Annotated in this window: 22 protein-coding genes; 10 read left to right on the top strand and 12 right to left on the bottom strand. The window is 63.1% G+C overall.

Annotated elements, in window-relative coordinates; translation table 11 throughout:
- Positions 1-27: 27 nt before the first annotated feature.
- Positions 28-498 carry a nuclear transport factor 2 family protein gene (locus VF34_RS13750; RefSeq protein ID WP_032373380.1) on the bottom strand — a complete coding sequence of 157 codons (471 nt, stop codon included), beginning with the start codon at positions 496-498 and terminating at the stop codon, positions 28-30.
- 356 nt (positions 499-854) lie between these two features.
- On the opposite strand from VF34_RS13750, the gene VF34_RS13745 reads away from it, so the two are divergent.
- Entirely contained in the window at positions 855-1334 is a 480-nt protein-coding gene (locus VF34_RS13745; RefSeq protein ID WP_155289502.1) for a tetratricopeptide repeat protein, read from the top strand.
- A complete protein-coding gene (locus VF34_RS13740) occupies positions 1331-1762 on the top strand; it encodes a PPOX class F420-dependent oxidoreductase (protein ID WP_032373379.1) in 432 nt (143 codons plus the stop codon). Before VF34_RS13745 ends, VF34_RS13740 begins: the two co-directional genes overlap by 4 nt.
- Positions 1763-1856: 94 nt before the next feature.
- Here the strand turns inward: VF34_RS13740 and VF34_RS13735 are convergent, their stop codons facing one another.
- Positions 1857-2312, bottom strand: coding sequence for a DUF3237 domain-containing protein (locus VF34_RS13735; protein WP_032373378.1), 456 nt, complete (start codon positions 2310-2312; stop codon positions 1857-1859).
- Between the two features lies 1 nt (position 2313).
- Positions 2314-2832: a phenolic acid decarboxylase gene (locus VF34_RS13730; protein WP_197077467.1), complete on the bottom strand. Its 519-nt coding sequence runs from the start codon at positions 2830-2832 to the stop codon at positions 2314-2316.
- A gap of 60 nt (positions 2833-2892) precedes the next feature.
- Here VF34_RS13730 and VF34_RS13725 point away from each other — a divergent pair, with 60 nt between their 5' ends.
- Positions 2893-3336, top strand: coding sequence for a MarR family winged helix-turn-helix transcriptional regulator (locus VF34_RS13725; RefSeq protein ID WP_032373377.1), 444 nt, complete (start codon positions 2893-2895; stop codon positions 3334-3336).
- Between the two features lie 115 nt (positions 3337-3451).
- Here VF34_RS13725 and VF34_RS13720 read toward each other — a convergent pair whose 3' ends face one another.
- The 4 genes from VF34_RS13720 to VF34_RS13710 all read right to left on the bottom strand — a co-directional run bounded on the left by VF34_RS13720 (position 3452) and on the right by VF34_RS13710 (position 5889).
- On the bottom strand, positions 3452-3946 hold the full coding sequence (locus tag VF34_RS13720; protein WP_196249523.1) for a hypothetical protein: 495 nt from the start codon (positions 3944-3946) through the stop codon (positions 3452-3454).
- A gap of 117 nt (positions 3947-4063) precedes the next feature.
- A complete protein-coding gene (locus VF34_RS25595) occupies positions 4064-4564 on the bottom strand; it encodes a GyrI-like domain-containing protein (protein WP_230595157.1) in 501 nt (166 codons plus the stop codon).
- 20 nt (positions 4565-4584) lie between these two features.
- A complete protein-coding gene (locus tag VF34_RS25590) occupies positions 4585-4914 on the bottom strand; it encodes a helix-turn-helix transcriptional regulator (RefSeq protein ID WP_230595156.1) in 330 nt (109 codons plus the stop codon).
- Between the two features lie 105 nt (positions 4915-5019).
- Complete coding sequence (locus tag VF34_RS13710; protein WP_032373375.1) at positions 5020-5889, bottom strand: helix-turn-helix transcriptional regulator; 870 nt, start codon at positions 5887-5889, stop codon at positions 5020-5022.
- Positions 5890-6018: 129 nt separating this feature from the next.
- On the opposite strand from VF34_RS13710, the gene VF34_RS25585 reads away from it, so the two are divergent.
- Positions 6019-6687 carry an aldo/keto reductase gene (locus VF34_RS25585; protein WP_230595155.1) on the top strand — a complete coding sequence of 223 codons (669 nt, stop codon included), beginning with the start codon at positions 6019-6021 and terminating at the stop codon, positions 6685-6687.
- Positions 6674-7093: an aldo/keto reductase gene (locus VF34_RS25580; protein WP_230595154.1), complete on the top strand. Its 420-nt coding sequence runs from the start codon at positions 6674-6676 to the stop codon at positions 7091-7093. Before VF34_RS25585 ends, VF34_RS25580 begins: the two co-directional genes overlap by 14 nt.
- A 22-nt stretch (positions 7094-7115) precedes the next feature.
- Here VF34_RS25580 and VF34_RS24355 read toward each other — a convergent pair whose 3' ends face one another.
- A complete protein-coding gene (locus tag VF34_RS24355) occupies positions 7116-7577 on the bottom strand; it encodes a GNAT family N-acetyltransferase (RefSeq protein ID WP_052060784.1) in 462 nt (153 codons plus the stop codon).
- 112 nt (positions 7578-7689) lie between these two features.
- Here VF34_RS24355 and VF34_RS13695 point away from each other — a divergent pair, with 112 nt between their 5' ends.
- Both VF34_RS13695 and VF34_RS13690 read left to right on the top strand, forming a co-directional pair.
- The gene (locus VF34_RS13695; RefSeq protein ID WP_032373374.1) at positions 7690-8415 is read left to right on the top strand and encodes a haloacid dehalogenase type II; all 726 of its coding nucleotides are present in this window, start codon (positions 7690-7692) and stop codon (positions 8413-8415) included.
- On the top strand, positions 8408-8644 hold the full coding sequence (locus VF34_RS13690; protein WP_032373373.1) for a hypothetical protein: 237 nt from the start codon (positions 8408-8410) through the stop codon (positions 8642-8644). Before VF34_RS13695 ends, VF34_RS13690 begins: the two co-directional genes overlap by 8 nt.
- 24 nt (positions 8645-8668) lie before the next feature.
- On the opposite strand, the gene VF34_RS13685 is transcribed toward VF34_RS13690, so the two are convergent.
- Positions 8669-9118 (bottom strand): MarR family winged helix-turn-helix transcriptional regulator, encoded by a 450-nt coding sequence (locus tag VF34_RS13685; RefSeq protein ID WP_032373372.1) that lies wholly within the window; start codon positions 9116-9118, stop codon positions 8669-8671.
- Positions 9119-9185: 67 nt separating this feature from the next.
- On the opposite strand from VF34_RS13685, the gene VF34_RS13680 reads away from it, so the two are divergent.
- On the top strand, positions 9186-9866 hold the full coding sequence (locus VF34_RS13680; RefSeq protein WP_032389477.1) for a hypothetical protein: 681 nt from the start codon (positions 9186-9188) through the stop codon (positions 9864-9866).
- A gap of 6 nt (positions 9867-9872) precedes the next feature.
- On the opposite strand, the gene VF34_RS13675 is transcribed toward VF34_RS13680, so the two are convergent.
- From VF34_RS13675 to VF34_RS13665, 3 genes are all read right to left on the bottom strand, one after another.
- A complete protein-coding gene (locus VF34_RS13675) occupies positions 9873-10085 on the bottom strand; it encodes a hypothetical protein (protein WP_027494940.1) in 213 nt (70 codons plus the stop codon).
- A gap of 16 nt (positions 10086-10101) precedes the next feature.
- Positions 10102-11172: a phospho-N-acetylmuramoyl-pentapeptide-transferase gene (mraY, locus tag VF34_RS13670; protein WP_027494939.1), complete on the bottom strand. Its 1071-nt coding sequence runs from the start codon at positions 11170-11172 to the stop codon at positions 10102-10104.
- A gap of 115 nt (positions 11173-11287) precedes the next feature.
- The gene (locus VF34_RS13665) at positions 11288-12112 is read right to left on the bottom strand and encodes a helix-turn-helix transcriptional regulator (RefSeq protein WP_230595153.1); all 825 of its coding nucleotides are present in this window, start codon (positions 12110-12112) and stop codon (positions 11288-11290) included.
- Positions 12113-12179: 67 nt separating this feature from the next.
- Between VF34_RS13665 and VF34_RS13660 the strand changes: the two genes are divergently transcribed.
- Together VF34_RS13660 and VF34_RS13655 are read left to right on the top strand one after the other, a co-directional pair.
- Positions 12180-12557 carry a VOC family protein gene (locus tag VF34_RS13660; protein ID WP_032367582.1) on the top strand — a complete coding sequence of 126 codons (378 nt, stop codon included), beginning with the start codon at positions 12180-12182 and terminating at the stop codon, positions 12555-12557.
- A gap of 19 nt (positions 12558-12576) precedes the next feature.
- Positions 12577-12963, top strand: a complete 387-nt coding sequence (locus VF34_RS13655; protein WP_027494936.1) for a VOC family protein — start codon at positions 12577-12579, stop codon at positions 12961-12963.
- The last annotated feature ends 1 nt before the right edge of the window (position 12964 follow it).

The following is a 12964-nucleotide window of genomic DNA, read 5'->3' as shown; positions in this document are numbered from 1 at the left end:
GCAAAACCGGGGGAGGGGAGACCGAATCTAGAGTTGGCGCAATTTTCGCTCGAATGCGTCGATGCGTGCGGTGTCCTCGAAGAAGTCCTCTTGCGAGACGATCTTGCCCCAGCTGGTGCGGACCAGGAGCACCGTTCGGTTGCTGTACAACTCGGTGCCGTCGGCTGCGTGTGCTTGGTCGTCGAAGCGGACGAGGAGGGTCATGCGCCAGGGGGCTCCGCCGCTGTAGATTTCCGTGACCTGCCCGCGGATGCCGGCGGCGACGAAGTCCTGGAAGAACTTTTCGATTGCCGGTCGTCCGCGGTGGGTGCCCGACCATCGGCTGTCACCGTCGGCGAATTTGAGCACCGCGTCTCGGTGGAACGACGAGAGCAGAGGGCGATAGTTTCCGTTGTTGAGCGCCTCGATGTCTCGCTGCAACTTGAGGGTCAGCACTCGCATCAGCAGAAGCTTGCATGCGAAAGCCGTCGAGATGCCGGCCAGAAATCTCAGTTGCATGGCTATACGTTTGCTTACCGTTCACCGACGTGTCAATCGAGTGGGACGTTTCGAGACCCGGCTTCACCCAGGTCGGTGGTGGTGCTGTTCACCATCTTTTCGAGTTCGCAGCCCGGCCGATACCGTCGATGACGACTCACACCGATCGTGTACTTCGCTTCGGTTCAGAGAACATCACAGAGTGAAGGTTCCAAGCGTAGGCATGCTCTGCAAGGATGGACTGGTGAGGGGACGAACGTGAGCGCATGTCGTTCGTCGGTAGCTGTCCGGCCGAATCCCGGGGGGCCCAGATGGACTCCATAGCTGCGTTCTGGTGCCACGCAGATGACGGCGAGCCTGCTTTGATGCGGTCGGAGATGAATGAGTTGCTTTCGGCGACAAGGCTTTCCCGAGCACGGGCCCTGTTCGAACGTGCGTCGCTCGAGGATTTTCTGGGCGAAGAATCGGCTGCGATTCCGTTGTACGAGGCGGCGCTGTCGAGTGGGCTCGATTCCGTGCACGAGAGCAAGGCCAGAATTCAGCTCGCCAGTTCGCTGCGTAATGTCGGGCGACTCGAGGACGCGTCGCGTGTGTTGGAAGACTTCGAGTTTTCCGACGAATTCTCCTCTGCGCGAGATGCATTCATTGCCCTGATCCTGTGGGATCTGGGCGATGGTGCTGGCGCGCTGAAGGCGGCACTGCAGGCAGCGAAGCCTGCGCTCGGCACATACCGTCGCGCAATCGGAACTTATGCCGACGACCTCCCTACCGACAGGCCGAGGAACAGCGGCACCGACGACCGTGTTGCCCACCATGATCGTGCCAGTTCGTTCGACGACCCCGAGGTGAAGCCATGACCAGCGGAGCATTCGATCCACACGACCTCCTCGAGCGCAGCCGACTCGGCGTACTCGCCACGATAAAAGCGAGCGGCCTGCCGCAACTGTCGCCGGTGACGCCGTTCTACGGTCGCACCGAGCGAACAATCAAGATTTCGGTCACCGAAGGACGAGCGAAAACGGCCAACCTACGCCGAGACCCGCGCGCTGCACTCGAAGTGACCAGCGCCGACGGCAAGGCCTGGGCAACAGCAGAAGGATCCGTCACCCTCACCGGACCGGGCGCGAACCCGAACAGCCCCGAAATCGATGCGCTGGTCGACTACTACCGCGCCGCCGCCGGAGAGCACCCCGACTGGACCGAATACCGCGCCGCAATGGCCGCGGATCGCCGAGTGTTGGTGACCATCGCCGTCGACCACGTCTATGGCGAAAGCCTCACCTGATCGCCTAGGCAGTCCACTCGATGTGCCATTGACCCCCGAAAAGGCCACTGAATGTGCCATTGAGTGCACTGGGGTCGGTGCATATCTGCCTCCGTCATGTGAGTTGGTAGACGTCCAGTTCGACGGAATTCGGTAAACGTTCACCCGTGGCCACGAAGAGTGTCCCGTTCATCCAGCTGAGGGAGTCGGCGGACGTCGACAGTCGGGGAAAGGTGCGGAAGTAGATTCGGTCGGCGGGAACCTGCTCGCCGCGAGTCAGTGCGTCGATGTCCTGTTCGCTGCCGGTGCGCATCCCGACGTTGTGGACCGAGATTCGTTCGCCTGCGTCGGTCTCGAGTGCATATCGGGCGTCGAGTTCGGTGACAGTGGCCGATCTGAGGACCTGGTGGTCGGCGCCGCCGGCCAGGACGCGTCCTCGTATCACCGGCCCGTCGACGGTGCCACCGAGGATCGGCACGAGGCGTCGATGTCCGTCGCTGACCTGGCCGAGATCGATGGGCTCCCCGACCGTGACGGACAGGTGCGCGACGAACGTCAGATCGGGGCGCACGTCAGTTCGTTCGGTCCGCGAAGCCGTCGGGAAGATCGCCCGGTGCGACGGACACGATGGTCTCGTCGTCGGCTCCGACGTTCTCGAAGAGCGTGATCGTGGCGAACTCGGGGACGACATAGATGGGGTAGGTCGGTCCGGCGTCGCGGTACGCACGCATTTCGTCGAGGTGATCGTTCTGGTAGAGGACCGTTTTGGTTCCGTCCAACTCGATCCACTGCGGGAAGAAGATGGTTCCGTGCAGACGACGCTTGCCTGGGATGACGTTGACGACGACCGAGGTTCCGGTGGGCTCGTTCCACGAGATCTTGTAGACGTCGTCGTCGAGCTGGACGAGATCGACTTCCTGGTCCTTGACCCAGCGTCCGCCGACCATGCCGGTGTGAATTCGGTAGTCGATCGTGGTCGCGTTCTTGACATACATCTCGTACTGCCAGCTGTTGGCGTACGTGTAGATGAAGCGATGCCCGACGATGCCGCTCAGATCTTGACTGGGGATGGGGTTCTCGACTGTGGTCATGGTCTTCATTTTGTCACAAAACTATGTTTGCGGCAAAACTATCTGTGCGATCATCGACGCATGGACTCCACCGCAACCGAACTGGGCCGACAGCTGGGGCCCCTGCGGCGATCACTGCTCCGGGCGACGCGGGATGTCGCGCAGTTGCCCGACATCGCCGACTCGCACATCGAGGTGATGCGAGCCCTTGCAGCAGAACCGTCCATGAGTCCGGGACGCCTTGCCACTCGCCTCAACCTGGCCCGATCCACCGTGAGCAACCTGATCAGAGCGATGGTCGACGCCGGCCTGGTGGAAAGATCGATTACCACCGGTGACCTTCGAGGGGCGACACTCACCGCATCGCCGAAAGCTGTGAAGCTCCTCGCCGAATACGACGCGGCGAGCTCCCGAGTACTCGCGGACGCACTGGACGAACTGAGTCGACACAACCGCGAAGCCATCGCCGCAGCTCTGCCGGCCTTGGCGGAAATCACGAGCATCCTCTCCCGCCGCAGCTCCTGATTCTCGGCGGCGCGCCCGCAGCCACGCAGTCCACTCGATGTGCCATTGACCCGCGAAAAGGCCACCGAATGTCACATTGAGTACCGGGATGTCGTGCTAGTGCTCCCTGTTTCGATCAGCGACGCGTGTTGATGTCGAGGACAAGCCGAGGAGTGCGCATCTGACCGACTGTCGGCCACCAGCGGTGTGCGGGATACGACAGTCGAACCACGAAGTAGTTGACGAATTCGACAACGGCGAACAGCCACACGACGAGCAGTGCGACGCCAATTCCGGCGCTCGACGGGAACCATACGACGACACCGATGAGCCCAGCCGCCAACAATGGAACGTTTGCGACTCGACATACGCGATAGAACGCGCGAATGACCGGTGGCATCGGGTTGAGTTCGACCCAGGATCGCGCCATCAACCAGTAGATTCCCGCCTGCACGAGGACGGCAAGCAACGGGGTGAGAGCAGACCACATGGCGAGAGACTCCTCTCGACCGTCGAGCCGTGGTTCTGCCATGGTGAGCGCAATCGAAGCAAACACCGCTGCGGCGGACAGCTCACCCAGGCCGAGCGACAGATACCGTCGCCGCAACTCGTTCCGGCGACTACTGGACATCACGCCAGATTAGTCATGAGTTGGCACCGACACCCGCCCCCACAGTCCACTGGATGTGCCATTGACCCCCGAAAAGGCCACCAAGTGTCACATTGAGTGACCAGGGCGGGCGGGAAGTCATTGGTTGCGGGCAACCGGGATCCAGAGTTCTCCGGCTCCCGATGACCAGTCGGGCGTGTTCTCGGTGACGGTCAGGATTTCCGGTCCGGGGGTGATGTGGAAGGGGTGGGAGGGGAACCACTCGCTGAATGCGTCGGCCCAGAGTTGTTGTAGTGCTGGGGCGAGTGCGGTGTCGCTGCGTGTTTCGAAGACCGCCCATGTCGATGCGGGGACGCTGAGGGAGTCCAGGTCGGCCGGTATGGGGGCTGTGGTGGCGACGGCGAAGTAGTAGTCGAAGAGACTGCCGTCGGTTCGGTCGGCCTCGAAGCCATCGCTGACGAAGAGGATGTGGGGGAGTTCGGGCAGGTCGGCGTGTCGGCGGAGTTGTTCGCCGAATCCGGTGGGCAAGGTCTGGTGGAACTGGGTCATGGCGGTGTTCTCGCCGTGGAATGTGAGGGGGATTCGCGTCGATTTGCCGATGATGTGGAATGCGGGCAGTTCGGTGATGCGGTAGTCCATGGTGCTCTTTCCTTCGATGGTCAGGTGATTGCCAGTGGTGGTCTGGAGCGGAGGGTGGTCCCTGGTTTGCGGGCGTGGGATGGTGGGACCCCGTGCATGTCTCGGAATGCGCGAGTGAATGCGTCGCCGCTGTAGCCGTATTTGGTCGCGACGTCGAGCACCCCGATGCCGGCGAGAATGTCTGCGGCTGCCAACGACATTCGCCGTTGTCGGATGTACGTCGACAGTGGGATTCCGGCCAGCGCGGAGAACACGCGTCGAAAGTGATAGTCGGACGTGAGGGTGATGCGAGCGAGCTGTGCCGGGTCGATGTCGTGATCGAGGTTGTCCGATGTAATCGAGTGCTGCATTCCATCGTTCGAGCATGTGCCGGTGGCCTTTCCTTCGTTCTGGTGACAACGATAGGGAGGCGGAGGCACGGTTGGCTCGACTTTTCGAGCCCGGCTGGGTCGGGTTCAGATGGTGCGCAGATGCCGTCCGCGTCGCCGCGCACGGAGGCGACCGAGTTCGGCCAACGCGGCATGCGATTGTGCGTCGGCCGGGCGATAGACGATCAATCGAAGATCCGGGTCGCCGAGTGGAGTGAGGACGTCGAACGTCACGGTCACCGGGCCGACGAGCGGGTGCCGCATCGGCTTGTCTCCCCGGCTTCGTATCGATACTTCTCGTGATTGCCAGTATCGCGAGAATTCGGCACTGCCGTGTTGGAGTTCGTCGATCAGCAGGGCGAGGTGAGTGTCGTGCGAGTGGTCGACCCACGCGGCACGCAAATCGGCGACGGCACCGCGGACGACGTCGTCGCGTGACTCGTAGAAGCCGTCGAATGATGTGTCCAAGAGGCGCATTCGGAGGACATTACGACTCTCGGCGGGCCGTTCGTCTATGTCGAGCAACAGGGCGGCCATGGTTTCGTTGATGGCCAGGATGTCGAGTCTGTAATCGAGGACCATGGCAGGGAGGGGCTCGACGTCGTGTACCAGCTGGGCGATTCCGTCGGGAATCTTTCGGTCGGTGGGCCGTTCGGGTGCACGATGCCCCGCCAAAGTGAACAGGTAGCCCGTCTGGTCGCCGGACAACTTCAGGGCCCTCGACAGTGACCCCACCACCTGGGCGGACGGTCGGATATCACGGGCCTGCTCGAGCCGCACGAGGTAGTCGACGCTGACACCGGCGAGCGCGGCGACTTCCTCGCGCCTGAGTCCGGGGGTCCGGGAGGCCCCGATCCGTGGCGGCAGACCGACGTCGGACGGAACGAGCGCTTCACGTCGAGACCGCAGGAAGGCCGCCAGTTCTCGGCGGGCCATCTCCGGTGGCGTCGTGGTCATTCCACACAGCGTAGGTCAATTCGGACCAGTCAGCCTGGTATCGCGCGTCCCAGGATGACCATGACCTTCCCGCTTCTCGACCGGACCGGCACTGTGAGCCGGACGGATCGATCGAGAAGGAGACACACGATGACACGGATGGACGACTATCGACTCCTTGGGCGCTGGGGACTGCGCGTGGCACCGTTGTCGTTGGGGGCCATGACATTCGGGGACGCCTGGGGGTGGGGAGCCGACAAGCAGGAGTCGAAACGCATCTTCGACGCTTATCTGGACCTCGGAGGCAACATGATCGATACCGCGAACATCTACACCGACGGTCAATCGGAGCGGTATCTGGGGGAATTTCTCGATGGTCGTCGAGACTCGGTTGTCGTATCGACCAAATATGCGGCGACGCGCGATCCGGCGGACCCGAATGCGGGTGGCGGCGGAAGAAAGAGCCTGCGTGGTTCGGTCGAGGCCAGTTTGCGGAACCTGGCCACCGACTACATCGATCTGATGTACCTGCACGCATGGGACGGTGTGACGCCGAGCGACGAGATCATGGCCGCCCTCGGTGATTTGGTGCAATCGGGAAAAGTTCTCTACCTCGGCATTTCGGATACCCCGGCCTGGGAGGTCGCGCGAATGCAGACCCTTGCGCAGCTACGCGGATGGCCACCGCTGTCCGCACTGCAGGTCGAGTACAGCCTGATCGAGCGCACTACCGAACGCGAGTTGTTACCGATGGCAGCAGATCTGGGTCTCGGTGTGATTCCGTGGTCACCGCTCGGCGGGGGGTGTGTTGACGGGTAAGTACACCGCTGCCGACCTCGAAGGGGCGAGCTCGAATTCACCGGCGGGTAGTCGGCGCGATCACGCGAGGTCGAACCGAACACTGACCCAACGTGGGTTGCGCACAGCCGACGTCGTCGTCGAGGTGGCAGAAGAGTTGGGTGCGACTCCGGCCCAGGTGGCGTTGGCATGGACGCTGCTGCATCCCGCCGTCGTCAGTTCGTTGATCGGTGTCCGGACGGCAGAACAGTTGCAGCACAACATCGGTGCCCTCGATATCGTCTTCGACGAGACGCACTTGGCTCGACTGCAGTCGGTCAGCGCCATCGACATGGGATTTCCGCACGAATTCCTGGCGCGTCCGATGGTGCGTGGGGTCACGAGCGGGCGGACGTCGGTGCGCCCACGTCCGCCGCGGTCCTGGTGATCGGACCTGGTGAGCAGTCGAATCAGGACGACGGTGATCGACGATAGGTCAACGGATCACCGTCGTGCACGACTGTGAACCCTGCCTTCTCCAGCACTCGGCGCGACGCGGCATTGCCGCGTGCGACTGTCGCAACCATTGCGAGGTTGCCCACGGTCTCGCGTGCCAAGCCCAGCATTTGCCCAGCACAGCCGCGTCCCCAGTGGTCCGGATGCACCCAGTAGCCCACCTCGACGTGATCGGCTCGACGGATGAGGCTCAGCAGTCCGACCGGTACCGCGTCTTCGACGCCGATCGACCACATCGGCAGGTCGGGTGTATCGAGGTCCGTCGTCGCCAATGCGCGGTTGAATCGACCATCGAAATAGGTTCTTGTCCAGGGTTTTCCGTCGCCCACCCACCGCATGACGGAGGCGTCCGAGGCCATCGAGTACAGGAATTCGGCATCGGTGGCAGTTGCCCGCCGTAGCCGGGTCGACGTCACAACCGCCGACCATCGATCGGTCGAGGGTCGGCCAACCGCAGTACGATGCTCATGACCTGCAGACGATAGAGGCATCCGGATCCGACCGCCACCGAATACCCAAGGGAGCCCGATGAACCTGGCCGACTACGACGTCTTGAGCTTCGATTGCTACGGAACGCTGATCGATTGGGAGTCGGGGATCGGCGACGTGCTCGGCGCATGGGCTGCGGATGCAGGATCGCCGATGTCCGAAGACGAATTACTCGCCGCCTATGCCCCCAACGAAGCACAGGCGCAGCAGGATTCACCGTCGATGCTCTATCCCGACATCCTGGCCGACGCATTCGGACGAACAGGCGACGCGCTGGGTATACCGGTCACCCCGGACTGGTCAGGCAGACTCGCCGGCTCCGTTCCGGACTGGCCGGCGTTTCCGGACTCGGCGGACGCACTGGCATCACTCGCCGAGCACTACAAGCTGGTGATTCTGTCCAACGTGCACCGCGCGGGTTTTGCCGGTAGCAACCGTCGGCTCGGCGTTGAATTCGACGCCATCGTCACAGCCGAGGATGTGCACGCATACAAGCCGGCGGACAACCATTTCGATGCGCTCGACGCGATCCTCGACGACTTCGGTGTGCCCAAATCACGTCTGCTGCACGTGGCACAGAGCCTGTTCCACGATCACGTCCCGGCGCGGCGTCACGGCCTTGCGTCGGTGTGGATCGATCGCAGACACGATCGGCCAGGGTGGGGCGCAACACCGGAGCCGAACGGCGACTACGGTTTTGCGATGCAGTTCCCGAGCATGGCGGAGTTTGCCGACGCGGCCCGTGGGGCGCACGGCAATGCGTAGGTTGAGCACCCTGGTCGGGCTGTGTCTCGGATTGATCGGCTCGCTCGGATACTTGCTGTGGGAGATCAGGCCGCGACGGGTCAACTACGCGTTCGTCGTGGACAGTTCGAGTTACATCCGCTCGTTGGGAATCACCTACACAACGGCGTTCGTTGTCTTCGGCCTGCCCGTCCTCGGCGCTGTTCTCGGCCTCGTGGTCGGTGTTCTGTTCACCAGAAAGCGACGCTGACGCTGTCGTTTCCGGGCGACTGCCCTACCAGTGCCATGCGTCGCCGCCGACGTTCTCGATGGTTCGTTGCAGGACGCGGATAGTGGTCGCGAAATCGTCCTGACTGATTCCCTGCATGCGTTCGTCTTGCAGCATCCGTTGGATGTCCGCGGCGCGGGCGAACAGCCGCTCGCCCTCAGGCGTGAACTTCAGTCGTGCATGGGATTCGGTGATCAACCCCTTCTCGGTAGCGGAGTCGATTGCGTCGACGATCGCGCCAGGGGTGTCGTTGTGTCCGATCGTGTCGATAGTCCTCGCTCGATCGGCACCAGCGGGATGCAGTGAAATCTGATGCAGGAGCCACCATTCGGCCTGGGTGATGCCGATGTCGCGGAGCGCTCCGCGCGTTCGAGCGCGGACGGCCTCCCCGGCGCGGATGGTCCAGAAGCCGATGGGTTGCATCTCGGGTGGTTGCATAGGGCGCTGTGTCGTCATGCATCGAACGGTAGAACCTGAACAATGCTTCAGGTCAAGAGACCGACTGGCCGGTAGAGTCTCGCGCGTGGACAGACCATCCGGCAGATCGCTCGTCGCAGTGCTTGGGGGCGTCGGCGCGGCCACAGGGACTGCGGCCGCAGTGGTGTGGCACGTTGCGATCACCGAACCGCCGGACACTCCTGGGACGGCACATCTGCGACCGAGCTGGTTCCCTGTGTCGCTGTATCTCGTTGCCGCCGGAGTGGCTCTGGCTCTGGTGGTGGCGTGGTTTCTCGTCGATTCCGGAATGCGCGTCGTCAGAGACCGTCAGTACAGTTCCGCCCACCTGTTCGCGTTGCTGATCGTCGTCGGTGCGGCGTTGGGAGCGGGCAGCGCCTTCGCGTGGACCCACTGGCCGCCGCAGCGGTCGGAGGCGGACACCGCGGCTCCATTGCTCCCCACGTTGATGTTCGTGGACTCGGGTGACGAGCCAACGACTCCAGCATCCGACTACGGCTGGACTTCGATGGACATTCACACTGCAGACACGTACTTCTCGGACACGTATGTATCGGACCTGTACAGCACCGATACGTCGTACATCTCTCGCGGTGAGCCGGAGTCGACCTTCACCCCGATCATCGGCAGTCCGTGGACGGTGTTTCCGGTCGGCGGTGCCGTGCTGGCCGCGGTGGCGGCATGGACGTTGTCGCTGAGGGATTTTCGGTTGACTGCGGTGTCACGATCGGACCCGGATGCGCTCTAGCGAGCCCTACTCGTCCGTGCGTAGTTCGTCGACCAACGTGAACAGCCTGCCCAGGTAGTCGCTGTGAAAGACCTCGGTGGCGCGGATCTTTGCGTTTCCGTCGAGTCCGAACTGAAGGTTGACGAGTTCGACTCCGATGGCGACGCGTCGAGCATCGAGGGTCTCGAGTTCGGCGGCGAGAGCATCGACCTTGGCCAGCGGAGACAGTTCGTCGGTCATATCGGAATCGTAGAGGTCAGCCGACGGCTGCGAGGAACTCGCTGTAGAACAATCCGAGCCCCAGCGCCGACGCGATGGCCGCGAACAGCCACAGTCGGATGATGACCGTTGTTTCCGCCCAGCCACCCAACTCGAAGTGATGGTGGATCGGTGCCATCCGGAACGGCCGCTTGCCGGTGGACTTGAAGGACGCGACCTGGATGACCACCGACGCGCTCTCGGCGACGAAAAGGGCTCCGAAGACAACCGCGATCAGCTCGGTCTTGCTGACGACGGACAGGCCGGCGAGCAGACCACCGAGTGCCAGGGAGCCGGTGTCGCCCATGAAGATCTTGGCCGGTGCCGCGTTCCACCACAGGAATCCGATGCACGCTCCCGCGGCCGCCGCGCACACGACAGCGAGGTCGAGGGGATCACGCACTTGGTAGCACCCGGCCACCGAATTGGTGGCGCACGATTGCCGGTACTGCCAGAACGTCATCACCGTGTAGGCGCCGAGGACGAGGGTCATCGAGCCCGCCGCCAACCCGTCGAGCCCGTCGGTGAGGTTGACGGCATTGGACCAGGCAACGACGAGAAACACACAGAACAGCACGAAGACGATCGGAGCCATCGTGAAGAACGTCGACTGACGCACCAGTGACAGTTCGACGTTGCCCGGCGTCAGCCCGTTGCCGTTGCGAAACTGCAGAGCCAGAACCGCGAAGATCACCGCGGCACTGATCTGCCCGACGTATTTTCCGGTGGCTTTGAGGCCGAGGCTTCGCTTCATCCGGAGCTTGATGTAGTCGTCGAGGAAACCGACGATGCCGAGGGCGGTCGCGAGACCGAGGATCAACAGCGCCGATGCCGACGGCCCGTCGCCTCCCATCGCCACGAGGTGGGAACCGAGGTAACCGGCCCACAGACCCACGATGATCGCGACGCCGCCCATCGTCGGCGTTCCTCGCTTGGCTTGGTGGCTCGCCGGGCCTTCGACGCGAATCTCCTGGCCGAAGCCCTGCCGGGTGAACAGCGCGATGAGAAATGGCGTCAACAGAATCGAGACCGCCAATGCGATTCCACCGGCGACGAGAATGTTGATCATGCGTTGAAGCCCACTCTTCCTCTGTGCTGCGGTTGCCCACCGGGTGCTACCGAGCACCGCGGGATACTGTGCCAAACGAATCGGCAAAAGTCGCATTGCGTGACGAAGGTGTTACTCACAGTTGATACGTACCGGGAGACACACCGACCAGTTCGGTGAACTCGCGGGTGAAATGCGCCTGGTCGAACCATCCGTACCGCGCGGCCAGTTCCGCCAGCGACCCGCTGTATCCGTTGTCGAGATCACTGAGGGCGTCGTGAATCCGATATCGGCCCAGAACCCACTTGGGCGTCGCACCGACATAACGCTCGAACAACCGCTGTAGCCGACGAGTCCCGATGCCACATCTGTCCTCCACCTGGCCGACGCGTATCAGCGTCCGATCACCGAGCATCGTGCCGATGACATCCAAGACGACCTCGTACTCCGGCTCGACATCGTGGGCGTAGGGCTCGAGAACCGCGTCGACGACGGTTCGGCAGTGGTCGGCGTCGTGCTGTGCGTCCAGTCGCGTCAACGCGGCGACGGTCTCCGATCGGAACGGGGTGGGCGGAGCTACTGGGACGTCGCGCAGAGTTCGGGCCACGGTTCCGGTGAAGCTCGCGTAGCCGCCGGGTCGGAACTTGACGCCGAACACCCACCCGGACTCGGCGAGTTCGACGTCGAACCGTCGGGTCAGCACTCCGGTCACGACCACCGGCTCGGTGACGCCGGCGCGGGTCCAGCCGTGCTCGACGCTGAGCGTGCATGCCGGGTGGGGCAGGGTCGAGCTGCGATACGAGGTGCCCGACGGCAGATCCCACCGAAGTTGCCAGTAGTTCTCGACCCACGGTTCCAACGACGCCGCACACGGCAGCCGGACCAGGTCGACATACTGCGCCAGCTGATCCGGCCGCAGGACACCGGCGTGGGTGGCTGTCGCATTTTTCCTATCCGGCACGGGCGTCAGTGTAGGAGTCTGGTCCGACACCTTCGAGAAACGATCGACGCTGTCGAGGAGAAACACCATGAACGATGCACCCGTGGCAACCCTGAAGATGGTCACGCTGGACTGCGGAGATCCCGAGGCCAGCGCGACGTTCTGGTCTGCGCTACTCGGCTGGACCGTCGTCCACGCGGAGAAGGATTACGCGATGCTGCAGGGGCCCTCCAGCGCGCTCGGATTCGGACGCGTGGAGAATTATCAGCGGCCGGAGTGGCCGAACACGAAGGGCAGCAAACAGTTTCACTTCGATCTCGCGGTCGACGATCTGGATGCGGCCGCGAAAGCCGCAGTGCAGTTGGGGGCAACTGTGCCCGACGAGCAACCGGGTGAGACCTGGCGTGTGCTGTTGGATCCGGCCGGGCATCCGTTTTGCCTGACGAATGCCGCGAACTGGGGCTGACGTGGCTACCCTTGTCCGGGTGAAACCACGTCTGGCAGGAATCGAAATCGTCGTCGCCGATATGGCAGTTGCATTGGCGTTCTACCGCGTTCTGGGACTGGACATTCCGGCCGAGGCCGATGCCGAGCAACATGTGGAGGTCGACCTCGGTGGGGTTCGGTTGTTGTTCGACCTACCCTCGACGATCACCTCGTTCGATCCGACGTGGACCGCGCCCAGCGGAGGCCACCGCGTCGCGCTGGCATTCGACTGCGGCACGGCCGCCGGAGTCGATGCCGCGTGGGCCGCAGTGACCGACGCGGGGTACACAGGGCACCTGCAGCCGTGGGATGCGTTCTGGGGGCAGCGTTATGCCGTCGTGCACGATCCCGACGGCACCACCGTCGATCTGTACGCGAACGTGTGAC

The sequence above is a fragment of the Rhodococcus sp. PML026 genome (assembly GCF_000963615.1).
GTDB lineage: Bacteria > Actinomycetota > Actinomycetes > Mycobacteriales > Mycobacteriaceae > Rhodococcoides > Rhodococcoides fascians.
Note: the sequence above shows the minus strand (reverse complement) of the source record. Positions and strands in the feature narration are given on the sequence as shown.

Excerpts from the sequence above, each read along its gene's own strand:
- VF34_RS13740 (WP_032373379.1), top strand. The coding sequence starts at position 1,331 with ATGACCAGCGGAGCATTCGATCCACACGACCTCCTCGAGCGCAGCCGA.
- VF34_RS25595 (WP_230595157.1), bottom strand. The coding sequence starts at position 4,564 with ATGGACTACCGCATCACCGAACTGCCCGCATTCCACATCATCGGCAAA.
- VF34_RS25585 (WP_230595155.1), top strand. The coding sequence starts at position 6,019 with ATGACACGGATGGACGACTATCGACTCCTTGGGCGCTGGGGACTGCGC.
- VF34_RS13710 (WP_032373375.1), bottom strand. The coding sequence starts at position 5,889 with ATGACCACGACGCCACCGGAGATGGCCCGCCGAGAACTGGCGGCCTTC.
- VF34_RS25590 (WP_230595156.1), bottom strand. The coding sequence starts at position 4,914 with ATGCAGCACTCGATTACATCGGACAACCTCGATCACGACATCGACCCG.
- VF34_RS13745 (WP_155289502.1), top strand. The coding sequence starts at position 855 with ATGAATGAGTTGCTTTCGGCGACAAGGCTTTCCCGAGCACGGGCCCTG.
- VF34_RS13750 (WP_032373380.1), bottom strand. The coding sequence starts at position 498 with ATGCAACTGAGATTTCTGGCCGGCATCTCGACGGCTTTCGCATGCAAG.
- VF34_RS13725 (WP_032373377.1), top strand. The coding sequence starts at position 2,893 with ATGGACTCCACCGCAACCGAACTGGGCCGACAGCTGGGGCCCCTGCGG.
- VF34_RS13720 (WP_196249523.1), bottom strand. The coding sequence starts at position 3,946 with ATGTCCAGTAGTCGCCGGAACGAGTTGCGGCGACGGTATCTGTCGCTC.
- VF34_RS13675 (WP_027494940.1), bottom strand. The coding sequence starts at position 10,085 with ATGACCGACGAACTGTCTCCGCTGGCCAAGGTCGATGCTCTCGCCGCC.
- VF34_RS13695 (WP_032373374.1), top strand. The coding sequence starts at position 7,690 with ATGAACCTGGCCGACTACGACGTCTTGAGCTTCGATTGCTACGGAACG.
- VF34_RS13690 (WP_032373373.1), top strand. The coding sequence starts at position 8,408 with ATGCGTAGGTTGAGCACCCTGGTCGGGCTGTGTCTCGGATTGATCGGC.
- mraY (WP_027494939.1), bottom strand. The coding sequence starts at position 11,172 with ATGATCAACATTCTCGTCGCCGGTGGAATCGCATTGGCGGTCTCGATT.
- VF34_RS13685 (WP_032373372.1), bottom strand. The coding sequence starts at position 9,118 with ATGACGACACAGCGCCCTATGCAACCACCCGAGATGCAACCCATCGGC.
- VF34_RS13660 (WP_032367582.1), top strand. The coding sequence starts at position 12,180 with ATGAACGATGCACCCGTGGCAACCCTGAAGATGGTCACGCTGGACTGC.
- VF34_RS13730 (WP_197077467.1), bottom strand. The coding sequence starts at position 2,832 with ATGACCACAGTCGAGAACCCCATCCCCAGTCAAGATCTGAGCGGCATC.